Below are 26,367 nucleotides of genomic sequence, written 5' to 3'. Positions count from 1 at the left end.
AAAATGGTATTCTTAACGTCTGTTTTTAGTCGTTTATTCATCTTATGAGCCTGCTATTTTCTATTGCACTTGCAACAATTCCAGCCTTACCAGAACCGGTAGCCAATAATGCGGTTGCTAAAGTAGTTATTCATGAACAAGCTTACTTTTTAAGTTTTATGGGACTAGGCAAGGGTAAAGCACATCATGATATTCACAATAAAGTATGGGTACTCAAAGTTGGTGATGATTCTTGGCACGCAGCTAAAGGGGTACCGAGCACTCAACCTTTAGTGGGGCGTTTAGCCAGTACCGCTGTGGGGGTTGGTGAGCATGCTTATGTGTTTGGTGGCTATACGGTAAGCCATGATCATCAAGAGGTATCGACCCCAGATGTGTATCGTTATGATGTGATTACTAATTCATACACCCCACTTACCAGCATGCCAGTGCCGGTAGATGACAGTGTCGCTTTGGCATATAAACAACGTTATATTTATTTAGTCAGTGGTTGGCATAACGATGGTAACGTAAACTTAGTGCAAGTTTACGATATTAAAACGGATACATGGCAACAGGCTTCACCATTTTTAGGGAAACCGGTGTTTGGTCAAGCGGCTGCCATTAGCGGCAATACTATGTTGGTTTGTGATGGCGTTGAAACCAAAGCGAATGCTGATAAACGTCGCTCGTTTGCTGCGGTTCCACAGTGCCTAAAAGGAACCATTGATGCTAATAACCCCTTAAAAATTGATTGGCGAACGATTCCTCATCCCACTGGCGTGGCACATTATCGCATGGCAGCAACCAGCTTTAATGGCGATATATATATGATGGGTGGTTCAGCGAATCCCTATAATTACAATGGCATGGGTTACGATGGTAAACCAGCCCCTGCAAGCGATCATGTGTGGCGTTTTGATGTCGACAGCAATGATTGGCACGCGATGCCAAAGGCAAATACCGCCAGTATGGATCACCGCGGATTATTAGAACATCAAGGCAGTTTGTATCGCATTGGGGGCATGAACAATAACCAGCAAGTAACACCCGATGCGCTTGGCTACAAGGTACAGTTATCATTATGAATACACTCTATATCACAGGCGCAGGGGTGAGTGCCGCAAGCGGGATCCCAACTTTTCGTGGCGAAGATGGATTTTGGACCATTGGCAGCAAAAACTACACGCCGATGGAAATGGCAACACGTGCGATGTATCAAAACAACCCACGCGAATTTTTAGCGTGGTATTACCATCGCTTTGCAACGTACCGACATCACGGTCCGAACGAAGTTCATCATTGGTTGAGCGATAAAAACCTTATAACACAAAACATTGATGGCCTTGATGGAAAGGCGGGTAACACCGATTATATTGCGATTCACGGTCGTTTAGATCAAATGACGGTCTTTCACAATCAAGGTGATGAAGTGATGGCCTTCAACGCTCCATGGGATAAAGTAAACGAAGATAACTTACACCATTCATTACTTGAGGTGTTCAACATTAGTAATGAAAGTCCTATTGTTAATCAATCGTTTAAGCCGTATGTGTTGTTATTCGATGAGTATTACACCGAACTTTATCGTATTTCTGAGGCGCAGCAACGTATGCTCGATGCTAATAAAATTGTATTTATAGGCACCTCGTTTAGTGTCAATATTACGCAAATGGCACTTGATATTGCACGAAGTCAGGGAACGCCTATCGAAGTGGTAGACCCAGAACCCACGCATGTGTTTCATCCTAATGTGACTTACAAAAAAATGACGGCACTTGAGTACGTACAGCAGCAAGGTTAAAAGCTAACGAGACGCTTATATTACGCGCCTCGTCTATTGATTATTGTTGTTCTGCTTTTGCTTCGGTGATGTTTAACCGAGCTTGTAATGGGTCAGGTAAAAACTCTGCGGTACCTGTTTTATTCATTTGCAGTAAAAATGGCTCATCATGTTTAAACGCAGACCACTTCGGGAGTCCCGGGCCATTTGGCGTGCCTAATTTAATAAAGTTAGTAACATAACGGTGCATAATTTTAGCCGCTTGCTTGTCTTGTTCGGTGGTAACATGACCATATTTTGCTTGCACCGTGTTAAAGAAATACGGAATTTCGCTGGCATGCTCTGCTCCTGGTTTATCTAAAGTTTGCGCTACATAGCCAAAGCGGTATAAATAAGCCTGCTTGCCCATATCTGAAATGCGTTTAGCAACAAATCGAGCAGGTTCTTGCATTTGTGCATCTTGACCAATCTGATAGTTAAGCATGGGCAGTGGAGTGTCGCCATTGGCATCGTATGTCATTCTTGCCTGTGTGCTGTGCCCAGCAAAACTGTCGAATAAAGCGTCTTTTGAAGCAAATCCTGCAAACCCTAAATCCCTGTCTGTAGTGCCAACCATGGCTGGTATGTGGCTAAATGTCCCTTTTCTTAAACGCGTTTCGGTTGATGCACTAATAATGGTGCCATCAATAATGGGGCCACCAACATAGTTTGGTACGTCGGTATTTTGTTGGTGTAGCGTGCTTAAGTTGAGGTCATCGATAATATCTTCGGCAGATAACTCACGAAGCGCAGCCAGCGCGTTTTCATCGCTGCCTAAAATTGTATGCTGCTTAGCAAAGTTTTCACCGATTTGTTCTGCGCTTAACACCGTGTCGTCATTACTGTGTAAAGGCCGTTGTTTAAATAGGTCTCGGCCACCAGCAGACATAATAATTGCTTGCTGAAATAAATTATTAGCAGCCGGTGTTTGCATCATCGCATGCACTGATGCACCACCTGCAGATTCACCCATTAATGTCACCTTTGATGCATCGCCACCAAATTGAGCGATATTTTTTTTCACCCATTCAAGCGCTGCAATTTGGTCCATTAATGCGTAGTTACCCAGTGCATCATTTTCAAATCGTGTGAGGGCAGGGTGCGCAAAAAAGCCGAATCGACCTAAACGATAATTAAAGCTGACAAAAATAACACCTTGTTTAGCAAAGCTTTCGCCAGAGTATACTGCTGGTGAAGCCCCACCGTTTACAAAGCCGCCACCATGGATCCAAACTACAACAGGGTAAGGGCTATCACTGTGCTTGGCGGGTTTAAACACATTCAAATACAAACAGTCTTCTGATGGCGTGGTTGCTAATGGCGCAGCATCGCCAGCAAATGGTTTTTGCATGCAATCAGGGGCATAATTTTCCAATACCTTGACACCTTGCCATTTAGTAACTGGTTGAGGGGCTCGCCAGCGTAAGTTTTCCACAGGGGGTGCTGCATAGGGAATGCCTTTATAGGCAATAACTCGCCCTTGCTGTTGTCCTTGAATAAGGCCGCCACTTACTGCTACATGGTCGGATTGTGGTTGGTCTTGGCAGCCTTGTAGAAACAGGGCTGAGCCTAACATAAGAGAGGAATAGAAAATCGATTTTAAAATACGCGATGTCATAACATAGCCCAGACTGTTTTGGTAAGGCTTATAATATTAACATATTCAAATAGTCACAACGAGAAAACCAGCACAGCAACAAGGGGAAGGCTATGCTGGTTTAGTCTTTGGCTGTTTCATATGATAAAGAATAGAAAAGCCCGCGCAAAGCGGGCTTTTAAGTGGGGTATTAACCTTTATTACTCAGATAATGTGAATGACACTGTTAGGTCTTCACCCGATGTAACGGTAACAGGTTTAATTTGATGAAGCGTAAATGCTTGGTCTTCTGCCTCTGCATCATCGATGTGTGCAGCGCATGTGTAAGCAAGTTGGTAATCACCAGGTTGAATGAACGCAAGTTCGAACTCGTATTGATTATCTTCACTATCAAAAACCACATTAGCCGTTGCGAGTGGTGCATCAGCCGGTGTTTCGTTCTCATTTACTTCGTAGTTGTCCATTGGTGTTTCTACGTCACTGCTGTACAGGTAAACAGCGTGGCCAAACGAGCCATCTTCAGCAGCAATAGCAATATTATCGGTTTCGCAGTTAGCAATTAATACGTCGCTTACTGTGCCTTCAATATCTTGCGATTCAGCCAAGTTCTCTAAACGAACACCACGAGGCTTAAGCACAATTTCAGAACTATTTTGCGGGTCAACTAATGATTTTTTAAGGTCAAATTCAATAACAAATTCGTTACCAGCTTGATTAAGCGTGAAGCCATCAAGTTGAATTTCACCCACACCGTCGTTGCCTTTACGTTTAACGATTAATGGTTCAATGCTGTCATCTTCATAAACAACATGTGATGTCATTGTTAAGTCGTTTGTATCACCATTGATAACATCAGCACGGATCCACTGATACTCGCCTGTAGGCACTTCTTCATCTTCTAAAAGAGCGAAAACATCGTCGCCTGTGTAGTCAAGTAAGTTGACCATTTCAGGTTTTGTTTCATCATCGTCTTCACGCGTTTCAAAAGTGAATTCTTCACCGCCTTGCGTTCTCAGTGTGATTGAATCAAATACGACATTGACAGCTTTTAAGCCTGTTACTGGCGCATCAGATACACCCAGAGTGAATTTAGCCATTTGCGGCTGAGCTATGTTGTCATTTTTGTCGTTGTCTGAGCCACAACCAACGAGAGCAAGTAAGATAGCGCTGCTAAGCATTGTTGATTTAAAGTTCATGATTCATTCCTTTAGTGTGTTATGTGTATGCTAGGAAGTATAAGTAACGAAAACTTAATAGAACTTGAATTGTTATTAACTCGTTGCGTTTATCAAAAAAGCAGAATGAAATATGCAGCTATCTTACATATAAAGTATATTAATTTAACAACTTATAATAACTTTTCTGCTTTCGCTGAATTTAGAGTGTGCGGTTTTTTTACTATTATTGAAAAAAGGTGAACATTCTCACCCAGGATAACAATGAAAAATTATGTCATTAGCGATTGAATTCGGCCCCATCAACGAGAGCCGATTTGCTTATAGAAATACACTGTTGCATCAAACGTACCCGCGGAACTTTTTGCAAAACCTGGGATTGAGCCCGCTTCAATGTAGTTAAGCTTACGATATAGAGTGGATGCGATATCCCCCATACGGGTATCAAGTACTAATAAACTAATCCCCATTGCGTTAGCGTCGGTTTCTAGGGTGTTCATTAATTGTTTTGCAATGCCTTGGCCTTGATAGTCGGTGTGCACCATCAGTTTTTCTACTTCACCTCGGTGCATTCCGTTTGCTTTTGAACACAAAGATAATTGAACAGAGCCAATCACTTGCTCACCTTCCATAGCTAAATAAAGGCGTCGATATGGCGTGGCTAAGTCAGTATTAACGCCTTGCCAATAGTCATGAGCTGCGTGTAATGATAACGGTGCAATAAACCCGATGGATGCACCACTTTCTACACTATTAATGAGCAGGGTATTTAACGAACTGGCGACCCCTTTTATTGAATGTACTGCTTTAATTTTCATGACGTTATTGTTGTTGAAATGGATAAACAGAGCCTAAATTAAGTAACGAGGTAAGCTCATCAAGTGCCTGATAGCTCTCAGTTAAAAGCTGAGGATCAGCAAAGTCATTGCTCGTTAATGAATCGCGATAATGTGTGTTAGCCCAATTGACTAGTTGGTCATATTTGTCGTGACTAAAGCGCACGGCAGGGTTTACCGCGTTAAGCTCGTTGGCGTTTAATGCAACACGCAAGCGTAAGCACGCAGGGCCTCCGCCATTTTGCATGCTCTGCCGTAAATCAAAAAAACGGACATGTTGTATCGGATTATCCGACAAAATTAATTCTTGAATATATTGATGCACAGCGGAGTTACGTTGGCATTCTTGTGGAGCGACTAACAGCATGCTGCCATCGGCAAGTGTAATAAGTTGGCTATTAAATAAGTAGCTGCTTACAGCATCGGTAATACTTACTTTTTGGGTCGGTACTTCAATAATATGCAGGGTTTTTTCACCGGTATAGGCTTTTTTTATTTCATCTAAGGCATGTGCTTGGTTTAAAAAAGCTTGCTCATGGCACAGTAAAACATTGCCATTTGCGACTGCAATTACATCGTTATGAAACACACCTTGGTCAATCACAACAGGGTTTTGTTGAATAAATAGCTGGCTGTGGGGTTTTAATTGGTGCAAACGAGCAACAGCCTGTGATGCCTCGAGAGTTTGCCGTGCAGGAAATTTACTTGGCTTGGGGAGTGTATTATTAAAGCTACTCGCACCAAATACAAATACCTCTAACCCTGTATCTGCATGGCTATCGCATAAACGATTATGATTGGCAGCACCTTCATCACCGAAAAAACCTTGGTCAGGCAAGTGACAGTGATGGCTAAAATAGTGGTCGTTGTTAAACATGGCTTTCAACAACGCTGTTGTCGTTGTCGGTTCTAATGAGCGGTGAAATTTGTTGTTTAAGTTTGCAGCTGTAAAATGCACTTTGCCATCAAGCGTATCAGCAGAGGGAGACACGGTTGCTGCGTTTGCAGTCCACATAGCAGACGCACTGTAACAGGCTCGCAGTAAAATGGGATCGGCTTTAAATGCTTTTTCAATAATTTGCCTGTCGCTGCCAGTAAATCCCAAACGTTTTAATACGTTGAGATCAGGACGAGCATGGGGTGCAAAAATACCTTGTTCTAAGCCGAGCTCATGCATTGCCTTCATTTTTTCTAACCCTTGCAATACGGCTTCTCTAGGGTTTGAATGTGATGAGGCATGACTTAATGAGGCAACATTGCCATACGATAATCCCGCGTAATTGTGTGTTGGCCCCACTAAGCCATCAAAGTTTACTTCTACTGCGTGCATACTCATTCCAATTTGTTAAATGCGTGTTTTTAAACCATACAGATTTTTTTTAAACGAAGCGAGCCAACTCCATTTCAACATTACGAAGGTGTTGTTTAAGCCGTTTTTGTGTCGTAATTAAATAAGCTTTTTGCTTATTTAATTTTGCGTGCTGTTGCCTTACAGCGTTATAAAGCGTTCTTTTGGGAATGTCATACTGTTCAGCGGCTTCGGTAATTGTAAGATGATGAACAGATACCTTTTGCAGTGCTTCTATAAATTCAGGATCGTTATTTAACATAGCGACGCTCCCTATCTGCAGTGGTATGTGGATCGTTCGGTTCATGCACATGCCATGTGCTAATATCTAAACGCCAAAGTAAGTAAAGAGTGTGATAAAAGTTAGTCACGTTCGTCTCCTTTTAGGTGCAAGTTCCTTTTTCACTATTGGAAGAACTGTGCCACTCTTTATTTTTATTTTAAATTATTTAAAATCAGTGACTTATTTTTTGTGGAAATATTTGTAGCAATCTCTAAGCACTAAAATAGTGAAGCAAGTCTTAAAAACTGCACTTTTATGATGCGGTGGGTTATATACTCACTCTTATATAATTTTGCGATAACACTGCTAGTGATGACTGAGCTGGCGAAGTAACGTTAAATCTCTTAGCCAGCTTAGCGTTAAATGATGTATAGCTAGCGTTTAAAGAAAGCTAATAGTTGCTTTTGTTGTTGTGCCTCTTGTAATAAACGGGTGCTGGCCTTCGCACTATTAGAAACACCTTCTACATTTTCATTTACCATGGTTACACTGGAGAGGATATTTTTTGAAATTTCTTCTGTCACATTCGACTGTTCAGTGGCGGCAGTGGCAACAATTGAATTGATATCAGAGATGGCTTTTACTGAGTTAAAAATACCTGAAAATGCATTGCTTACGCTTTCAGCACTGCGCTGTGAAGAAATAATAAGTTCAAGATTTAATTGCATATTTTCGTCTGCAAGTTTTGTTTGGTTTTGTAGCTTAGTAATAATTTCTTGAATATTAATTGTAGATTGTTGTGTTTTTGCTGCAAGAGCTCGAACTTCGTCTGCTACTACAGCAAAACCTCGGCCAGCCTCACCCGCGCGGGCGGCTTCAATAGCTGCATTTAATGCTAGCAAATTAGTCTGCTCAGATAAGCTATCAATCACATCAACAACGGTTCCAATCTCGGCAGAATATTCCTTTAATTGGTTAACTATTGATGCCGATTCATTTATAGCATTACTGATATCATTACTAATTTTACCTGCTAAAGATAAGGATTGATTACCTTGTTCAACATTACTGATCGCACTGTTAGCATTTGTATCGGCAGTAACGGCATTTTGACTCATTTCGTGAGCTGTTGTAGTCATTTCAGTAAGTGCCGTCGCTATTTGCTCTATTTGCTCCAACATCATTTTTGAATTTAGCTCAATTTGATGCATAGTACACGCAAGGCTGTCAGCAGATGTTTCAGTATAATCTGCTACGGTAAATAATTTATCAGTGAGCGTACATATATTATTCACTGATTGATTAAAGCTTTGCGCTAAAGTTGTCAGCTCATTCCTGCCAGAGTCATCTAAACGAATAGTCAAGTCGCCGTCAGCCATTTTGATCATGGCATCACGAACTTTAGTTAATGATCTGGTTAGGTAGCGAGTAAATAGTAGTGAGCTACCTATAACGACAATTATGACAAGGATGACTAAAGTTGTTAATAAGTTCATTGAGCGTTCGTAAACAAGATCACCGTATTCACTAGCCTGTGAGGCACTTTTTTCATTCAGCTCTGATAACGCTAAAAGAATATTTGAGTACTCCTGATAAGCTTTCTGAGAATCAGTTAAATAGAGTGAACGAGCCTGTTTATTCTCATTTTTTCTTGAAAGCGCAAGTAATCGTTGTTGAATGGTTAAATACTCTTGGTATTCTGATTGAAATTTTGCCATCAGTACTTGTTCATCTTTACTGCTAATTAGCTGATTATATTGTTCAATACTGAACTTTATATCTTTTAGCATTTGCGCAATATCTAAGTCTGCCTTTGCTATTTCGCTCGCATCAGTTGAGATAATATGTTTTGCTTCTTCGTTTCGTAAATCCGCAGTTTGGGTATTTATTCGTTCAACATACCTTACAGAAGGAAGCCAGTTGTCAGAGATTATCGTTGATTGCTCGTTTATGGTTTTCATTTTGTTTGCTGAAAGTAAAGCTAACCCGATAATTGCTATTAATGGAATGGAAAAAGCAGCAAAGAGCAATTGACTAATTTTTAGATTTTTCATGTTAATAATACTCAATTTATAGGTTTTTCATTCTTTAGCTTGAAAAGCTTGTCGCTATAGATATGCCAAATGAGAAATTTGGTTGTTGCTACTGTAAATTGAAAATCTAAGAATAGTTGCTTGAAATTGTACAAATTAATGCAAACTTTATTTTTATCAATCTGTTAATGGCGGAATTTAGCTAATATTGGCAGCTAAAGAATAGTGAAATTTAGGGTGAATTAAGATGTTCTTTTAGCTCATTTAGAGAAGATTGATGTAACTCTTCCTCAATGTACTTTAAATGCTAATCTAAGAAGGTAGCGTTAACTTTATAATATATAACGTATTATTGAGCTTGTTAATAAATTGCCTTGCTTTTGGCATGTCTGCACTGGCGATATGTCAAGAAACAATACTAGATTGTTATATATTTTTATTTCAATAGGCGCAGCTTCGGCAGTAGATGGTTGTATTTAGAGTACAAAGCGACATACCACAAAAAACGGGCCGAAATAGTATAGACTTGTCCTTTAGAGTGATTTACGCCAGAATTTTTTCTGGCGTTTACATGTATAAGTGCTAGAGCTATATATTTTAAAATCCTTCAAGCACTAACTTACCGCGTGCTTGATGCGATTCTAAAATAGCATGGGCTTTGAGTATGTTCTCGACATTTATTTTTCCTAAATGCTCACCCAAGGTGGTTTTAATGATGCCTTTATCAACAAGCTCTGAAAGTGTTGTTAGTAGTTGATGTTGAGCAATCATATCGTCGGTTTGAAACATTGAGCGGGTATACATAAACTCCCAATGAAGCGAAATACTTTTGCGCTTAAGCTTTAAAATATCGAAGCTTGCGGGGTCATCAATCAGTGCTAATTTACCCTGTGGTTTAATCACCTCTACAATACTATCAAGGTGCTTATCGGTATGCGTTAAACTGATTACATAATCAAATTCATCAAGTTCTGCGTCAATACGTTGTTGATTGAGATCTTGGCTGTGATCTAGCACATAATCTACGCCTAAGTCGGTTAGCCATTGTACACTTTGCTGACGTGCCGCTGTGCCTACAACCGTTAAGTTTGTTAGTTGTTTAGCCAATTGCACTAAAATTGAGCCAACCCCACCCGCTGCACCAATTACCAATACTGAGGCGGGTTTGCTGTCTTTTGATTGCGTAATTTGCAGACGGTCAAATAACAATTCCCATGCTGTAATACTGGTTAGAGGGAGGGCGGCAGCTTCTGCATTGGTTAAGCTTGCGGGTGCTTTACCAACAATGCGTTCGTCAACTAGTTGCAACTGCGCATTACTGCCTTGGCGAGTTAAATCGCCAGCATAATAGACTCGGTCGCCAACGTTAAATAATGACACGTTTTCACCAACGGCTTTTACTGTGCCTACTGCATCCCAGCCAATGACTTTATAGCCGCTTTGGGGAGAAACGTTTGCGCGGATTTTAGTGTCAACAGGGTTGACTGAAATAGCCTCAACAGCAACTAAAATATCGCTGCCTGTTGCAACTGGATCTGGTAATTCAATTGCTTGTAAGGAATGTTCACCAAGCGTTGGGGTGGCTTTGCTATAACCAAATGCTTTCATAATCGTGTCCGTTTTAGTGGGTTTTACCCACTATAACGCATTTAAATCTATTAAAAAGCGGTGTAATCGAAATTCACTTTCAAATAATTTTTGTTAATCAAGATCGCTATTTACCAAATCGAGAAGCTGAATAAGTTGCAAAGCCTGTTGCTCATTGATGCTAGGAAAGCGACAACGAATTTGTTCAGGAATACTGGCAGCGTCATCTTGTAAGGCCTTACCCTTGGCTTCGAGTTGGACTAGGCGTTTACGTTTATCTTGGCTGTCTTGGTAAATACTCAATAACGACTTTTCGCTCATCTTTTTTAAAATTTGCGTCATAGCACCGCCATCAATGGCTGTTTTTTCGAGTAATTCAGCTATGCTGATCTTGTCTTTTTCCCATAATGCCATCATCACGACGTACTGTGGGTAGGTCAAATTTAACTGGTTGAGTGAATCACGGTACGCGCGAGCAATGCTATTCGATGCCATATATAAGCGATGGCAAAGTTGGTTATCGAGTTTTAATTGCGGGTACTTCATAGTGGATTCCTTATGATCAGTGAGTGTATTTTAATTTGCATACAAAATATTTGCAATATTCAAAAAGCTGTTCTAATATATTTTGCATGCAAAATATATTTACTCACAAAGGAGAGTAATCATGAAAGAACTACAAAGCGTTGCCTATACTGCAAAAGCCACAGCAACAGGTGGCCGTGAAGGTACTGCAAAATCAGATGACGGTCGTTTAGATGTCGCATTATCAACACCTAAAGGGTTAGGTGGTGATGACGGTCAAGGCACAAACCCAGAGCAATTATTCGCAGCGGGCTATGCTGCATGCTTTATTGGTGCACTAAAATTAGTGGCAGGCCAAGCTAAAGTTAAACTACCGAGTGATACACATATCAACTCTGAAGTATCAATTGGTCCAATCGAGGGCGGGTTTGGTATTGCTGTTAAATTGGCGGTGTCAGTGGGCGATTTAGACAAAGAAACTGCGCAAACATTAGTCAATAAAGCACACGAAGTGTGCCCTTACTCAAATGCAACGCGCGGCAACATTGCTGTTGAATTATCAGTGATTTAGTATGCTGATAGGTGGGCTTAAATAGCCCACCTCCTTCGTTAAGGCTTTACTATTTCAAACCAATAGTCAAAGTTGTCAATTAAGCTAATCAATAAGGCAAATTTTTGGATATCACCTTTGAAACTGGCTTTATTGCTTTCAAGTAAGCGCTTAAAGTCGACCTGTTTCATTAAAAGTAAATCTAAATCTGCACGATTAAGCGTTAGCGTTAAATCAGCATGCTCACTTTGTGTGTTTGCTAAGTTGTTTAAGTGGGCGTTGTTTAACTCAATAACGAACTGTTCTTGGGTATCCGGTAGCTGAATATTGATAATAAACTGATGTTGAGCCGCTTTTTCGGCATTTAATCGCACACCTAAATAGTCAAAGACAAGTTCAGTACTCATTGCTTTGATGATGTCTGGCCCAATTTCTGTTTTATTTACACTGCTTGGCATGCCATTTCTAAGCTCATAAGCTGCAGATAAGTATGCATTTCTCCAACCTGCATTTTCAGCTTGGTAGCCTAATTGTTCTAATGTATCAGCTTGTAATGCAATGGCTGCTTGATTCTCAGGTTCCGCATAAACTAAGTGATTTAGCAGTTCTGCTACCCATCTATATTCACCATTATTAAATGCCGTTTGTGCCTCGTTTAGCATTGCCTTGCTACCGCCTGCGAGTTTTACGTATCGTTTTGCAGAATCGGCAGGGCTGAGTTTATTAAGTGTGGCAGGGTTCATATCAAAAAAGCCAAGATACTTATTAATAATGCCTCTTACGTTGTGGCTAACAGAGCCATGATAGCCGCGGTTAAACCATTCGTTCGATAAACTTTCCGGTACTGTAAATTGGTTATGGATTTCGTTTATCGTAACCCCTTGATTGGCTAAATTGAGAGCCTGATCATGCATGTATCCGTACATATCACGTTGTTTTTCAAGGTAATGAACAATATTCTTATTACCCCATCGAGGCCAATGGTGTGAAGCAATTAGTATGTCGGCTTGCTTACCAAACTGTTGTAAAGTTTGGTTTATTTTTTTGCTCCATTGTGATGCATCCCTCGTTTCTGCCCCACGAATTGTATAAATGTTGTGCATACCTGCGACCGTGTTTTCGGCCATCCATAAAGTTTTAAATTGAGGAAACCAAGTATTCATTTCTGAAGGCGATTCGGTGTTCGGTGTGTTTTTCATTACCATTTCAATGCCGTCGACAACAATGGTTTCTTGAGGCTGTTCAATAATACGGGTAGGCGCGATTAAGCTAACATAGCCAAACGCAATCCCTTTACCTAGCGCACTATCAACTGTAGATAGTTCATTTTTACCAATAATACTTCCATATTGATACCCAGCGCGACGCTGCATTGCATTGCCAGCCAAAACAGACTCTTTTACAACGTGTTCCATAAAGTGCGCGGGGGCAATTACCTGTACGTCGTTATTATCGACTTGTTGTTGACTAATTATGCCTTTTACCCCGCCAAAATGATCGGCATGTGCATGGCTGTAAACAATGGCTTTAATGGGTCTATCACCTAGGTGCTTTGTTATTAAATCGTGTGCTGCTTTGGCTGTTTCAGGAACGGTAAGGGGGTCAAATATAATCCATCCGGTATCGCCTTTGACATAAGTGACATTCGCTAAATCAAAGCCTCTTACCTGATATATATGCTCAGAAACTTTAAAAAGCCCGTAATTTAGATTGAGTAACGCCTGGCGATGAAGGCTTGGGTTTATGGAGGGGATAAAGTCGTGTTCTTTTAAAAAATCAAATTGATTGAAGTCCCAAATAACCTCACCATTTGCATTTAATATGTGCTTATTTTGGGGTTTAGCAATGAGCCCTTTACTGGCAAGTGCAAAGTCAGTTTTATCATTAAAAGGGAGTGTTTGTAACAACTGTTGGTTTTTTTGAACGGTGAATTTACTCGCAGGTTTACTCGTTAGGTCACTTTCTGCTTGTGTGTAATGAGTACACATTACACACGCTAATAGGCTGAGATTTATTAATTTTGTTATCATTTTTGTGTCCTTGGTGTTGTTCTTTTTATACGTTTTTTATTTGTGCCAATAAATCACCAGAGCCTGTGAGAGATGATGTTTGACCGGCTAAAGGTTCGCTGAACGAAATGGGCTTGATTGTTTTTGCGCGTTGCTCATCAAAAACAGGTATTTGGCTCATCGCAAACTCAGAGAGGGCAGTAATGGTTAAAGAAGGGTTAACACCTAAGTTACCCGGAATAATTGAACCGTCGATAACGCGTAGGTTTTTGTAACCGAAAACTTCACCAGAGGTGTCGACCACGCCTGTTTGCGCATCGGCACCCATAGCTACGCCGCTCATGATATGTGCCGTCATGGGGGCTCCAAATAACACTTCGGTTAATGCTGAACCGGGTACGCCGCCCAGTTTCTCCGCATAGCGTTTGGTGGCTTCTTCTGCTTTTGGAAATGAGACTGTCAGTGGGGTATCTTCGGCTTTTTGTACTGCGGTGATACCCTTTTTAAATAATCGATACCATTTTCGACGCCACTCAAGGTGGATAAAAGCTTCTGATTTTTGCATCACTAAGAACAAAATAGAGCTGCGAGCTTTTCCCTTCGGTCTGAGTACTTTGGCGGTTTTAATTGGATGGCGTACTGTGTTTAGTAAAAATTTTGCAATACGTTTAACTCCTGTGCCTGTCACCATTGGTACGTAGGGCAAATAGAGCCAGGTACCATCTGAGCCTTCTCGAAAACGACAAATCTCAATATTTGTGTCTTTATCTACAGAAATAAACGAACTGATTGCAACGCCGTCATCCACTTTTTTAGTTGTATTGTTTGCGGTTGTGAGCGTTTCTGAGTTAGTGCGAATTTGTTGCCCAAGCCATGGCGAAATATGGGGAAGTGTTTTATCTTGGTCGCGCATTTTCAATAGCAACGGTACTGTGCCCATTACACCTGCACTTAGCACTACTCCGCGGGTTTTTAGGGTGTAGATATGGCTGTTTTTATGGCTCGTATCTTTTATTTTAATTTTATAGCCTGCACTGCCATCGTCATTAAGAGGGGTGATTTTAATGACTTCGGAGCTAGGTCTAATTTCAACCCCGTTTCGCTCAGCAAAAAATAGGTAGTTTTTCATTAGCGTATTTTTGGCATTGTTACGACAGCCAATCATACAACTGCCACAGTAGTTGCAGGTATGACGACGTGGGCCATCGCCATTAAAGTAAGGATCGGGTACTTCTTTATTGTATGCTTCACCGGGCTTGGCAAATAGCACTCCCGTATTGACGGTTTTAAATGAGCTGCCTTGGCCCATTTCTTCTGCCACATGTTTGAGTGTGTCATCGGCGACATTGGTGTAGGTGTTTTTGGCACTGCCAAGCATGCGCTGAGCAAGCCCATAATAGGGCATTAAGCTTTCTTTCCAGTCTGGCTTTATACGTGTCCATGCGGGAGATTGAAATACTTCGTCATCCGGTATTAAATGCACATTAGCATAAATTTGCGAACCTCCCCCGACACCCACACCGTGTAACACAGTGACTTTATTGGTAAACGAAAATTGAATACAGCCTTTTAAACCAATTTCGGGTTGCCACATGTAGTTTTTAATATCTAAATTGGTTTTGGGGAATGCTTTATCATCTCGGCGTAGGCCTTTTTCGAGCACTAAAACCCGATTGCCTTTTTCACTTAAACGCAAGGCACTCACGGAGCCACCAAAGCCTGAACCAATAACTATTTGGTCAAAATCAAAATTATCTTGCTGCATTGTTGTCACCTGTTGGGGTTTATTGTTATGAGTTTATTCGGGTTAAAAAGGCTAATAGCCGGTCAGCAAATTTACCGTACGGAGGTGCTAAAAACTTAATGCTAGTAAATCTGGCTTGATAAAACACCGGGCGTAACTTTGAGAACGTTAAAAACCCTTCGTAGCCATGATAATGCCCCATACCACTGGCACCGACTCCCCCAAAAGGTAAGTCATGTTGCCCAACATGAAATAACGCGTCGTTGACGCTAACACCACCAGACATAATGTTATCAATATAGTAGTTGATTAATGACTTGTCGTAGCTAAACGGGTAAAAGGCCAACGGTCTATCTCGTTCGCTGACGTAATCAACCACCTGTTGGGGAGAGTGGTAAGTTTTGAGCATTAAAATAGGGCCGAAAGTTTCGCGAGTATCAATGTGCATATTGTCATTACTATGCATAATGATCGTGAGCGGGAACTTTCGTGTTTTTGCATCGGCAGCTTGTTTACCCAGTGTGATCACTTTGGCACCGAGTTGCTGAGCGTCAGCAACGCAATCAACTAAACGCTTAAATGCGCGGTCATCAATAATGGCTGTGTAGTCTTCACTGTGAATATCGGGTAGGTGTTTTTTTGCCCAATGGGTCGCTGTTTCTATAAAGTGCTCACATTGCGATTGATGCACGAATACATAATCAACATTAGTGCAAATTTGCCCTGCATTAAGCTGTTTAACATACATTATTCGTTCTACAGCCTTTTGCATTGGGTAATCTTTTGCGATGACAGCAGGCGACTTACCACCTAACTCTAAGGTAACTGGGGTCAAGTTCTTTGCCGCCGCTGCCATTACTTTTTTACCCGTTTCGCCGGAACCGGTAAACATTAAGTGATCAAATGGCAACTTTGAGAAGGCAATCCCTACTTCACCTGTTTCACAAAAAAAGGCTAATTTTTCAGGTTTGAAATAATGACCAACAAGCTCAGCGAGTAGGGCACTTAAATGACGGGAATTCTCTGACATTTTAACCATGGCTTTATTACCCGCGGCAAAGGCAGCTGCCAACTGACTAAATGCCAAATTTATTGGGAAGTTCCACGGAATGATCAACCCTACCACCCCTAGTGGCTGTGGTATCACTCGGTTTTTAGCTCCAAAGTACATGCGATGATCTACATGACGTTTTTGTACTTTCATCCACTTTTTTAGTTGCTTGAGTGTACTGTTAATATCGGCACAGGCATTGATGATCTCTGCAAGCAGCGTTTCGTGGCGTGAACGATTACCATAGTCGAGATTAATAGCCTTAATAATACGTTCTTGGTTATTGGTAATTAAGGCTTTTAAAGCAAGTAAGTGCTCACGACGTTGTTCATAGCTTTCTATCCCTTGGGCTTTTGCAAATGCGCGTTGCTTTGCAAGTGTGGTGTGCAGAATGTCGTTGATGATGACAGGATGTTTTGCAATGTTCATGTCGGTGCTCTAATAGCAAAGGTAACTGATAGCTTAAATAAAATACTTGCAGTTAATTTGACTTTTTAGGACACTGAAATGACTCTTTGGGACATATGGTATTTTTGTGGAAAGTTTAATACGCTCATCAAGCTTGGCGGGCTTTGAAGGTTTAGTCAGGCGTTACGGGGTAAACCCGAATACGCTATTGGAACACGCGGGCATTTTACCTGCACAATTACGTGACCCCGACAGCTTTGTTGTTTATAGCCACTATTTACAGCTTTTAGAACTCGCTGCAGCAGCCTGCGACGAACCATGCTTTGGCTTAAAATTAGGGAGTCAACAAAGTATGAGCACCGTGGGCCTTATTGGGGCGTATATGTCGCGCCAGCCAACGATTCTTGATGCGTTAAACGTAGCCCAAAAATATATTTATCTACATGCAGAGGGCATTGTGCTTAACCTTGCTTTATATGGGCAAAATAGCTGCGAAGTACGATTTGTCCGTTTGTCTGATGAAAAGCAGGAATTTGTTCAAAAAGCGCAACTGGCCGTGTGTTTAGTCAACAAAGTAATGAAAGAGCTGGTGGGTCCCAAGTGGCGAGCCGATAAAGTATGCCTTCGGCAGTCGCCAGTGAGTGAACACACGGCCTTGTTTGCCAAGGTGCTTGGCTGTGAGGTTGAATTTAATGCTGATACTGATGCTATTTATTTTTCGAGTGCGTTTTTAACGTATAAACCAAAACTCAATGATGCCATTCTCGATACCCTCATTGCAGATCAGCTTGAGATGCAGCGTATAAATAAGCTCCCAGATGAAATGCTGCATATTGAAAGCGCCATGAAAATGCTATTGGCAACAGGGGACTGTAGTAAAGAAAACACAGCATTAAGTATGGGTGTTCACCCTAAAAAGTTACAGCGTATTTTAACTATGCATGAAACGACTTATCGACAACTGCTTGATGATGTTAGAAAGTCAGAAGCCGTTCGACTACTTCAACACGGTAATGTAAGTATGACCGATTTAGCCTTGCGGTTAGGTTATGCAGAATTGTCTATTTTTAGTCGTCGTTTTAAGGCCTGGTTTGGGGTATCACCAACACAATGGCAAACACAGCACGGGGTGTCATAAAACTTTAATATATGTTTTTTCATATATGAGTTTTTTATATTCGTTTTTCCATATATAGTAGCGTTATCTAACGAAGGTGATGCTATGAATAACTTAGAACCTACGGCTTTTTTTAAATGCTTAGCAGATGAAACACGCTTAAAAACGTTATTGCTGATCATGCATCAGCAAGAATTGTGTGTGTGTGAATTAGTGGCGGCTTTGGCATTGAGCCAACCGAAGATTTCTCGCCATTTGGCACTACTTCGAAAGTCAGGGCTATTATCAGATAGAAAACAGAGCCAGTGGGTTTACTACCAACTAAACTCAGATTTACCTAACTGGACGCAGCAAATTCTAAAAGCGACGTTAGACTCAAATTTTCAGCTAATCGACACTGACTTAACCCGACTTGAAACGATGGGGAATCGCCCCGAACGTCAAGCGCACTGTTGTTAAAGAGGACAGCACAATGACAATTAAAATAGGTATTAATGGTTTTGGCCGCATGGGACGCTTAACACTTAGAGCAGCACTGAATTGGCCTGAACTTGAATGCGTTCAAATTAACGACCCTGCCGGTGATGCAATTACCCATGCTCATTTATTTGAGTTTGATTCGGTGCACGGCCGATTACAGACGCCTGTCACGGTGGATCACGATACCATTCGTGTTGCTCATCATACAATTGCTGTGTCTAACAACAAAACCATCGCAGAAACTGACTGGTCAAACTGCGATATCGTGATTGAAGCCAGCGGTAAAATGAAAACCAAAGCCTTACTCGATGAATACTTAGCGCAAGGTGTAAAGCGGGTTGTTGTCACTGCGCCGGTTAAAGAAGACGGCGTGTTAAATATTGTGATGGGGGTGAACGATCATCTTTATAATCCACAACAGCATCAACTTGTTACAGCGGCGTCGTGTACCACGAACTGTTTAGCGCCTGTTGTAAAAGTACTACAGGAAAAGGTTGGTATTAAGCACGGCTCAATGACCACCATTCATGACATAACGAACACGCAAACTATTATTGATGCGCCTCATAAAGACTTGCGTCGTGCGCGTTCTTGCGGCACAAGTTTGATCCCCACCACAACAGGCAGCGCTACCGCTATTACCCATATTTTCCCTGAATTAAAAGGAAAATTAAATGGTCATGCAGTGCGAGTGCCACTGACCAATGCGTCAATCACCGACTGTGTGTTTGAATTAAAAGAAAGCGTGACTGAAAAACAAGTCAATGCGTGGTTTAAAGAAGCCGCCGATGGTGAGTTAAAAGGTATTTTAGGTTACGAAGAAAAGCCATTAGTGTCTATTGATTATAAAACCGATCCTCGCAGTGGCATTATCGATGCGCTCTCAACAATGGTTGTTAACGATACCCAATTAAAGCTCTACGTTTGGTACGACAACGAGTGGGGTTATGCAAATCGCACTGCTGAGCTGGTTCGTAAAGTGGCATTGTCTTAAGGTATTTTGATGCGTGAACAATTGGCAGCTTTGCCAAACGAATTAAAACAATACCTAATAATAACCGGTAACTACTGGGCGTTTACCCTCACCGATGGGGCGCTCAGAATGCTGGTGGTGCTGTATTTTCATCAGCTTGGGTATGAAGCATTAGCAATTGCCATGCTGTTTTTGTTTTATGAAGTATTTGGTGTAATTACCAACTTAGTCGGTGGCTGGCTCGGGGCACGTTTGGGGCTCAATAAAACCATGAATTTGGGGTTATTGTTGCAACTTGTTGCGCTCGCCATGTTGTGTGCGCCCAGTCACTGGTTAACGGTCGGGTTTGTCATGACTGCACAAGCGCTGAGTGGTATTGCTAAAGACTTGAATAAAATGAGTGCTAAAAGTGCGATAAAGTATTTGATACCTAAAGGCCATGAGGGAGAGTCAACCCTGTATAAATGGGTTGCTATTCTAACTGGATCTAAAAATGCGTTGAAAGGACTCGGCTTCTTTTTAGGCGGCGTGTTACTCACATTATTTGGTTTCACAGGCGCTATTTTTGCCATGTTAGTGATGCTGGGAGTGGTTTGGATTTTAAGCCTGCTTACGCTTAATGCTGACATCGGAAAAGCTAAGAATAAGCCAAAATTCAAAACCTTATTCTCAAAATCGCGGGCAATTAATTTACTCAGCTTTGCCCGAATGTGCTTATTTGCTTCGCGAGATGTGTGGTTTGTAGTGGCACTGCCTGTGTATTTGGCAACGCAGTTTGGTTGGCAACACTGGTGGGTGAGTGGCTTTTTAGCGTGTTGGGTAATTGGCTACGGTTTAGTGCAAACTCAGGCACCGCGTATCACAGGCCATAAAAAAGTAGGTTTTTTGCCAACACGCCAAGCTGCAATGTGGGTAACTGCATTAACACTATTCACTTGTTTGTTGGCTACAGCACTGACATTAAACGTGTTTATGCAACTAAGCTTATTGATTGGTTTATTGATTGGTTTATTGATTTTTGGCTTCATTTTTGCGGTCAATTCATCGTTGCACAGCTACTTAATTGTTAGTTTCGCTGACAACGATGGCGTGTCGCTCGATGTGGGCTTTTATTACATGGCAAATGCGTTAGGACGACTAGTGGGAACAGTGCTCTCTGGCTGGGTGTTTCAGGTGTTCGGACTTGTTGCGTGTTTATGGGTGAGTGTGGCTTTATTAGCAATGGCATCTGTTACGACCTGGTCGTTGAATAAAAAGTAAAAACTCATACTTTTTTTATGTTTGTTGCTGTTAGTTTAGCAAGATAGTCTAAACTATTATCAAATAAACAATAAAAACGGGAATATTCAATGCGGCAGTTAGCATTAGCAAAAAAGCTTTTATGGCTTACCGTAGGAAGCATTTTTATTACAGTGTTTGTACTTTCTAGTGTGCTCTGGTGGCAGCTTTCACAAAGTAATGAGCAACTTGCTGGGCAGTCTGAAAAATTAATTGTTGCCGAGGTTGAAGATAAACTTTCTTCCAATGCGGCAGCATATGGCGAACAAGTCGCTGGCTTTATAAATGAAGCTTACCGTGTGCCTTATTCATTTGCAGCTATCCTCGGTGATGAACAAGCTGCAAATGCCATTACGCGTGATGCTGTGGTTGAATTAAACCGCGCATTATTAGAAAAAAATACACTTCTTTCATCTATCTATACCCAATTCGAACGCAATGGTTTTGATGGCCGTGATGCGAATTTTATAAGTGGTTATGATCATTCAGTTGCAGGGGCAGGCACCCTAGAAATTTATTTTACGCGTAATCGTGATGGTGCTATTGAGCAGCAAGTGGTTGAAGACGTAGAAGAAAAATATGTAGATAAACTGAGCGAATTCGGTCAACGAGAAGCCGAATGGTACCTTTGTGCAAAAGACACGAAAGTCCCGTGCATTATGGAGCCGTATCTATACGAAATTTCGCCAGGTTATTCAGAAATGATGACCTCACTTACGGTGCCTATTATTAGAAACAGTGAGTTCATTGGTGTTGCAGGGGTTGATTTAACGTTACCCGTGTTCCAAACAATGACAGAAAAACTGTCAAAAGAGCTGTATAACGGAAAAGCGCGCGTAACCTTATTAAGCTCGCTTGATTTGGTTGTAGGGAGCAGTCATTACAAAGATAAATTAGGCCGACCTCTTAAAGAAGTCGTGCCTAAAAATATGCTTGATAACTACAACAGATTAAAAAAACAAAACGGAATTTTTAAGGTCGACGACGAGTATTTAGTTAACTACCCCATCACCATTAAGCTTGCTAAAAAGCAGTGGAATTTATTAATCGAAGTGCCGACTGAACTTGCTCTTGAAGGGCCGCAAGCATTAGCTGACAGTATGAGCGAAAATGCTAATACGCTTGGAGGATTGATTTTAGTCACCGGAATTATTATCGCAGGCGCTGCTTTTGTGATCATGTTGCTGGTGATCCGTACGATCGTCGCTCCTCTTCAGCAGATACAGCAACGGGTTGATAATTTGGCAAGTTCAGAGGGCGATTTAACACAAACATTGCATGTTGATACCCATGAAGAGTTGATTGCGTTGGCAACAGGGTTTAATGCTTTCTTAGCTAAATTAAGAGATCTTATCTGTGAACTGAAAAATGTTTCTGCGCAGACAAAACAACAAGCTGAATTAGCGACGCATGTGTCGGTAGATACAAAACACAATGTTCAATCACAGTTCCAAGAGATTGAAAGCGTGGTTACAGCCATGAACGAAATGAGTGCGACTGCCCTTGAAGTGGCACGAGCTTCTGAGCAATCGGCACTGCAAGCAGACGAAATTAATAGCCTTGTTGTAAACAGTGAGTCGAGCTTATCGTCGGCGGTAACTCAAGTTAAAACGATGTCGAGTGAGATTAAACAAGCGAACCAAGCCGTTGAAAAAGTGGCTGCGCGAAGTAATGACATTACACAAATACTCGATGTGATCAGAACCATTGCAGAGCAAACCAACTTATTAGCGCTCAATGCCGCAATTGAGGCTGCGAGAGCGGGTGAGCAAGGTCGAGGCTTTGCTGTTGTTGCGGATGAAGTGCGTGCACTTGCGTCAAAAACACGCGCATCAACTGACGATATTAGTGGTTTAATCGACAGCTTACAGCTAGAGGTCGGTAATGCATCAAAAGTCATTGAGCAAGGGGTTGTGCGTGCTCAAACTGCGGTAGACGAAACGTCTGTTGCATTTGATGCGCTGCATGAAGTAGTTGTTAAAGTGGATGAAATTACGCAACAGATCACCCACATTGCGACAGCAGCTGAAGAGCAAAGCTCAGTAACCGAGGAGATTAACCGTAATCTAACCCTAATCTCAGATGCTGCATCGCAACTAGCCGAGCTCTCGACTCAAGCCGGCGACGGTAGTCAAACGCTCAATGCGCTCGTGGCACAGCAGGATGATGAGCTTAATAAGCTTAAAACCAAATAGCGGTTGAGTCGCACACTTCAAGCCGTCAGATTACTGAGTAACTGACGGCTTTTGTTTTTATACCGTACTTTAGCGTTTACTATTTAGGCAATTTATTAGACTAATAGTTAATGCGTTCAATTCTGACTTTTTTACTGGGTATTAAAATTAAAAAACACTGTCCCATATTAATTTAATTCATTTAAAATCAATTATTTAAAATGTATGTGACTGCTGCGCTTTTCGCTTGAAAGGTGTTTTTCAAAATTCATACCCTACCTTTTGCCTAATCGTGTTTTGTGTCTTGCTGCTTTACCCTAAGTACAAAATAAATACTCACACAATTTTTCAAGATAAGTAGTAGGAGAAGTCATGAATATGAGGCAGCATGAAGCGTCAAAAATGCCTGCTGATCAGGAATCAGAGACGCTTAGTGGACAAAAAAGCTATCAAGCACTTCATAAACCCAGCAGTGAATTTTCAAGTCGCGATGAATACCTAGAACACGAACTACAAATTATGCAGCCAAAGCGTTGGCGTCCTAACTTACCCTTTAGGGATTATCGCTTTGAGCTCGAAGATTCAATTCCAGCAATGGCCGGTACAATCGGTAAAGTAGTGATGGTAGGAGCCATTGCAGCTACGTTTGCAGCACCACTTGGTCTTGGCGAAGGTTTTATATTAGAAAATGTGCGCTACGAGCTATTAATTGTATCCATCTTTATTTTATTGTTTTCAGGATTCTTTTTACCAACGGCAAACTTAGCTGGAACGCATGGACCACTTATTCCTTTAATTCCAATTGTTGTTGCTGCGGGAGGTCATCCCATGGCATTTGGTTTACTAATTGGGGCGTTTGGCTTGCTATTAGCGCTCAGTAAAGGGGGGAGTTTACTCGCTGGGTTAACCAGTCGCGGTGTGTGCGGTGGTTTGCTTCTTTACCTTGGTTTTATTGGCACTATTTCACAGGTTAAAAAGCTGTTTGCGTGGGCCGAAGGCATTGATATGACTCATATCGCATTTATCGTGATCTTATCAACCATTGTGCTTTATGCATTACTTGAGCATTATAAAAAGCGTTGGCTTGCTGTGCCATTAAGCTGTTTATTAGGGGGGTTACTTGCCTTTTCACTTGGCGCACCTTTTGAATTTAAAACAGCGCCGGGCTTGCCGAATATGAACCCAATGTATTGGTGGGGTGAAAATACAGGCTGGATGTTAGGCCTACCCACACTCGAAAGTTTTGTGGTGGTATTGCCATTTGCTGTACTGGCTGTGGCGATGTGGTCTCCCGACTTTTTAGGCCATCAAGTGTTCCAAAAAATTAGTTACCCAGAACGTACTGAAAAAGTACAAATGAATATTGACGACACAATGTTCAGTGCGTCAATTCGTCAAACGTTTGGCTCGCTTCTCGGTGGTTCAAACTTTACCTCCTCATGGGGCACCTATATTGTGCCAGCAGCCATTGCGAAACGCCCAATCCCAGCGGGTGCAGTTTTAACTGCATTATTTTGTATTATTGCCAGTATTTGGGGTTACCCAATGGATTTAGCTATTTGGCAACCCGTATTGTGTGTAGCCTTGATTGTTGGGGTATTTATTCCCTTACTTGAAGCAGGCATGGAAATGACCCGAGAAGGTAAAACCACGCAATCAGCAGCCATAGTGGTGTTTTCATCAACCTTGGTTAATCCAGCATTTGGCTGGTCATTAACGATGTTGCTCGATAATTTAGGTTTAATTGGGTGTAAAGAGCGAAGCGCTGAATTAAGCCAAATGAGTCGTTGGATTATTCCATTAGTGATGTTTATTATTTTAACGGGGGTTATGGCTCTTGTAGGAATGTTGCCTGGGATCCCTGCATTAATGGCTGATTTTAGACACTAACTGATTTACGGGGTAAGGCTAAGTCGCCTTACCCTAGTTTCTTTTAAATACTTAAATACGCGTTACTTAAATACCACCTGTTTATTACTACGGGTATAAGTGCGTGTTTCAGGTTTAGTCCATTGCCCTTTCTTAAGATACGATGTCGACACCACAAACTGGTTATCTTTAAATTCGCTGGTTGATTTAACTTTTGTAATTCCCTCTTTATTGCCAGTCACATTCTCGTAGGCAACAAACTGTGTCGGGCTCAAAACATTCATCGTACCTTGCGTGTAAAAACCTGCGGTGGTGAAGTAATAAAAAACCAGCGATTGTTTCTTGCTATCCCAGAAAATCATCGATTCGCCACCGTATTCACCCTCGTTAATTGAGTGAAGTGTTTTAATGGCGGTGCCATTTAGTGCACGTTGCCACGTACTTACATCTTGTACTGCTGGTTTGCCAGCTGTTACGTTGAAGTCTGATTGCCAAGTGCCTAAGTAAGGCTCAAATACTTTTAGTTTTTCATCGAGAGGTTGCTCTGTTGCAAGTGCTGTTAAAGAGCAAAAGCACAGTGATAGTAAAAATGATTTTATATATGCCATAATACAGCCTAATAAATTTCGTTCGTTTAGCTGAGTATAGGCGATAGTTCATTGATTAAGAAAACATTAATTACATTTTCATTGTTGTTTTTAGCATTGTTATGGCTCGCCTGTTGGCTGTTAAATATGCCATACCTTATCGCTGGGATTTACAGCGGTATAAGCTTAATTAGCTTTTTAGTGTATGGCTGGGATAAACGATTAGCAGTGCAACATGGTGAAGATGTGATCCGTGTACCTGAACGCACATTACACCTCTTAGGTGTGTTTGGTGGCTGGCCTGGATCATTAATTGCGCAACAATGGTTCAGGCATAAATCAAAAAAGCGCAGCTTTATCGCCGTACTGTGGTTAACTATCATCGTTAACTGTAGTGCGCTGTTTTCACTGTATTATTTACAGTTAATTTAAATAGTTAGCCTATAGAAAGACAATTGGCGTTAAAAACTTTAATCTCTTTCTAACAGCACAGCGCCGCTGTGCTCTTCGCCTAAATAATCGTCTTTATTGTAGATAGGGCATTTGGCCATTGATAAGCAGCCACAGCCGATGCAGCCATTAACGCGTTCGCGTAATCGCTGCATGTATTGAATTTTTTCATCTAATTGAGTTTGCCAGACTTTAGAAAGTGCTGCCCAATCTTGCTTTGTTGGCGTGCGTTGTTCAGGTAGGGTGCTTAATGTTTGCTTGATGTCTTCAAGAGTAATCCCCATGGTTTGCGCTGCTTTAATAACCGCAATTCGGCGCAGTACATCGGGCTTATAGCGGCGTTGATTTCCGTTATTTCGCCAGCTGCGAATAAGTCCTTTTGATTCATAAAAATGCAAAGTCGATACTTTTACACCGCTGCGTTTTGCTACAAAGCCAACGGATAGGTTCGCTTCAACAAGTTTTTTCTCACACCCTGACATATTTTACTCCCAAGTATTGACCTAAAGTTAGCTTGAGGTTTTACGCTGCACCCATCATAAAAAAAGGAGT

The 26,367-nt window shown here is 41.5% G+C and carries 23 protein-coding genes; 10 read left to right on the top strand and 13 right to left on the bottom strand.

Annotation, left to right across the window (positions count from 1 at the left end):
• Nucleotides 1–44: 44 nt before the first annotated feature.
• Nucleotides 45–1,067: a kelch repeat-containing protein gene (locus GZH31_RS19025; RefSeq protein WP_180311721.1), complete on the top strand. Its 1,023-nt coding sequence runs from the start codon at nucleotides 45–47 to the stop codon at nucleotides 1,065–1,067.
• Nucleotides 1,064–1,783, top strand: coding sequence for a Sir2 family NAD-dependent protein deacetylase (locus GZH31_RS19020; RefSeq protein WP_036972352.1), 720 nt, complete (start codon nucleotides 1,064–1,066; stop codon nucleotides 1,781–1,783). The genes GZH31_RS19025 and GZH31_RS19020 overlap by 4 nt, the downstream gene beginning before the upstream one ends.
• A 40-nt stretch (nucleotides 1,784–1,823) precedes the next feature.
• Here the strand turns inward: GZH31_RS19020 and GZH31_RS19015 are convergent, their stop codons facing one another.
• The 8 genes from GZH31_RS19015 to GZH31_RS18980 all read right to left on the bottom strand — a co-directional run bounded on the left by GZH31_RS19015 (nucleotide 1,824) and on the right by GZH31_RS18980 (nucleotide 11,146).
• Entirely contained in the window at nucleotides 1,824–3,419 is a 1,596-nt protein-coding gene (locus GZH31_RS19015) for a carboxylesterase/lipase family protein (protein WP_180311720.1), read from the bottom strand.
• Between the two features lie 179 nt (nucleotides 3,420–3,598).
• Complete coding sequence (locus GZH31_RS19010; protein ID WP_180311719.1) at nucleotides 3,599–4,594, bottom strand: DUF4382 domain-containing protein; 996 nt, start codon at nucleotides 4,592–4,594, stop codon at nucleotides 3,599–3,601.
• 281 nt (nucleotides 4,595–4,875) lie between these two features.
• Nucleotides 4,876–5,391, bottom strand: a complete 516-nt coding sequence (locus tag GZH31_RS19005; protein ID WP_180311718.1) for a GNAT family N-acetyltransferase — start codon at nucleotides 5,389–5,391, stop codon at nucleotides 4,876–4,878.
• Nucleotides 5,392–5,395: 4 nt separating this feature from the next.
• Entirely contained in the window at nucleotides 5,396–6,739 is a 1,344-nt protein-coding gene (gene astB, locus GZH31_RS19000; protein ID WP_180311717.1) for an N-succinylarginine dihydrolase, read from the bottom strand.
• 49 nt (nucleotides 6,740–6,788) lie between these two features.
• Nucleotides 6,789–7,019 (bottom strand): helix-turn-helix domain-containing protein, encoded by a 231-nt coding sequence (locus GZH31_RS18995; RefSeq protein WP_180311716.1) that lies wholly within the window; start codon nucleotides 7,017–7,019, stop codon nucleotides 6,789–6,791.
• Between the two features lie 395 nt (nucleotides 7,020–7,414).
• Complete coding sequence (locus GZH31_RS18990) at nucleotides 7,415–9,034, bottom strand: methyl-accepting chemotaxis protein (RefSeq protein WP_180311715.1); 1,620 nt, start codon at nucleotides 9,032–9,034, stop codon at nucleotides 7,415–7,417.
• 576 nt (nucleotides 9,035–9,610) lie between these two features.
• Nucleotides 9,611–10,621 carry a zinc-binding alcohol dehydrogenase family protein gene (locus GZH31_RS18985; protein WP_036972344.1) on the bottom strand — a complete coding sequence of 337 codons (1,011 nt, stop codon included), beginning with the start codon at nucleotides 10,619–10,621 and terminating at the stop codon, nucleotides 9,611–9,613.
• A 93-nt stretch (nucleotides 10,622–10,714) separates the two neighbouring features.
• On the bottom strand, nucleotides 10,715–11,146 hold the full coding sequence (locus GZH31_RS18980) for a MarR family winged helix-turn-helix transcriptional regulator (protein WP_036972343.1): 432 nt from the start codon (nucleotides 11,144–11,146) through the stop codon (nucleotides 10,715–10,717).
• Between the two features lie 121 nt (nucleotides 11,147–11,267).
• Between GZH31_RS18980 and GZH31_RS18975 the strand changes: the two genes are divergently transcribed.
• Nucleotides 11,268–11,696 carry an organic hydroperoxide resistance protein gene (locus tag GZH31_RS18975; RefSeq protein ID WP_036972342.1) on the top strand — a complete coding sequence of 143 codons (429 nt, stop codon included), beginning with the start codon at nucleotides 11,268–11,270 and terminating at the stop codon, nucleotides 11,694–11,696.
• Between the two features lie 38 nt (nucleotides 11,697–11,734).
• Here GZH31_RS18975 and GZH31_RS18970 read toward each other — a convergent pair whose 3' ends face one another.
• From GZH31_RS18970 to GZH31_RS18960, 3 genes are read right to left on the bottom strand one after another with little or no spacing between them, the layout of a single operon-like run.
• Nucleotides 11,735–13,705 (bottom strand): alkyl/aryl-sulfatase, encoded by a 1,971-nt coding sequence (locus GZH31_RS18970; protein ID WP_180311714.1) that lies wholly within the window; start codon nucleotides 13,703–13,705, stop codon nucleotides 11,735–11,737.
• A gap of 25 nt (nucleotides 13,706–13,730) precedes the next feature.
• Complete coding sequence (locus GZH31_RS18965) at nucleotides 13,731–15,449, bottom strand: GMC family oxidoreductase (protein WP_180311713.1); 1,719 nt, start codon at nucleotides 15,447–15,449, stop codon at nucleotides 13,731–13,733.
• A gap of 25 nt (nucleotides 15,450–15,474) precedes the next feature.
• Complete coding sequence (locus GZH31_RS18960) at nucleotides 15,475–16,908, bottom strand: coniferyl aldehyde dehydrogenase (RefSeq protein WP_180311712.1); 1,434 nt, start codon at nucleotides 16,906–16,908, stop codon at nucleotides 15,475–15,477.
• A gap of 106 nt (nucleotides 16,909–17,014) precedes the next feature.
• On the opposite strand from GZH31_RS18960, the gene GZH31_RS18955 reads away from it, so the two are divergent.
• The 6 genes from GZH31_RS18955 to GZH31_RS18930 all read left to right on the top strand — a co-directional run bounded on the left by GZH31_RS18955 (nucleotide 17,015) and on the right by GZH31_RS18930 (nucleotide 24,799).
• Complete coding sequence (locus GZH31_RS18955) at nucleotides 17,015–18,025, top strand: AraC family transcriptional regulator (protein WP_036972338.1); 1,011 nt, start codon at nucleotides 17,015–17,017, stop codon at nucleotides 18,023–18,025.
• 84 nt (nucleotides 18,026–18,109) lie between these two features.
• Nucleotides 18,110–18,463 (top strand): metalloregulator ArsR/SmtB family transcription factor, encoded by a 354-nt coding sequence (locus GZH31_RS18950; protein WP_036972337.1) that lies wholly within the window; start codon nucleotides 18,110–18,112, stop codon nucleotides 18,461–18,463.
• A gap of 13 nt (nucleotides 18,464–18,476) precedes the next feature.
• Nucleotides 18,477–19,478: an ArsJ-associated glyceraldehyde-3-phosphate dehydrogenase gene (locus GZH31_RS18945; protein WP_180311711.1), complete on the top strand. Its 1,002-nt coding sequence runs from the start codon at nucleotides 18,477–18,479 to the stop codon at nucleotides 19,476–19,478.
• A gap of 9 nt (nucleotides 19,479–19,487) precedes the next feature.
• Nucleotides 19,488–20,717: an organoarsenical effux MFS transporter ArsJ gene (gene arsJ, locus GZH31_RS18940; RefSeq protein WP_180311710.1), complete on the top strand. Its 1,230-nt coding sequence runs from the start codon at nucleotides 19,488–19,490 to the stop codon at nucleotides 20,715–20,717.
• An 89-nt stretch (nucleotides 20,718–20,806) separates the two neighbouring features.
• A complete protein-coding gene (locus GZH31_RS18935) occupies nucleotides 20,807–22,930 on the top strand; it encodes a methyl-accepting chemotaxis protein (protein WP_180311709.1) in 2,124 nt (707 codons plus the stop codon).
• Nucleotides 22,931–23,311: 381 nt separating this feature from the next.
• Nucleotides 23,312–24,799 (top strand): DUF3360 family protein, encoded by a 1,488-nt coding sequence (locus GZH31_RS18930; protein WP_180311926.1) that lies wholly within the window; start codon nucleotides 23,312–23,314, stop codon nucleotides 24,797–24,799.
• 62 nt (nucleotides 24,800–24,861) lie between these two features.
• On the opposite strand, the gene GZH31_RS18925 is transcribed toward GZH31_RS18930, so the two are convergent.
• Nucleotides 24,862–25,386 (bottom strand): hypothetical protein, encoded by a 525-nt coding sequence (locus GZH31_RS18925; RefSeq protein ID WP_065978941.1) that lies wholly within the window; start codon nucleotides 25,384–25,386, stop codon nucleotides 24,862–24,864.
• A 51-nt stretch (nucleotides 25,387–25,437) separates the two neighbouring features.
• Here GZH31_RS18925 and GZH31_RS18920 point away from each other — a divergent pair, with 51 nt between their 5' ends.
• Nucleotides 25,438–25,797, top strand: a complete 360-nt coding sequence (locus GZH31_RS18920; RefSeq protein WP_036972329.1) for a DUF1294 domain-containing protein — start codon at nucleotides 25,438–25,440, stop codon at nucleotides 25,795–25,797.
• A gap of 38 nt (nucleotides 25,798–25,835) precedes the next feature.
• Here GZH31_RS18920 and soxR read toward each other — a convergent pair whose 3' ends face one another.
• Nucleotides 25,836–26,297, bottom strand: coding sequence for a redox-sensitive transcriptional activator SoxR (soxR, locus tag GZH31_RS18915; protein WP_036972328.1), 462 nt, complete (start codon nucleotides 26,295–26,297; stop codon nucleotides 25,836–25,838).
• Nucleotides 26,298–26,367 lie beyond the last annotated feature (70 nt).

It is taken from the genome of Pseudoalteromonas sp. JSTW (assembly GCF_013423925.1).
Taxonomy (GTDB): domain Bacteria; phylum Pseudomonadota; class Gammaproteobacteria; order Enterobacterales; family Alteromonadaceae; genus Pseudoalteromonas; species Pseudoalteromonas lipolytica.
This window is presented reverse-complemented; position numbering and strand designations above follow the sequence as displayed.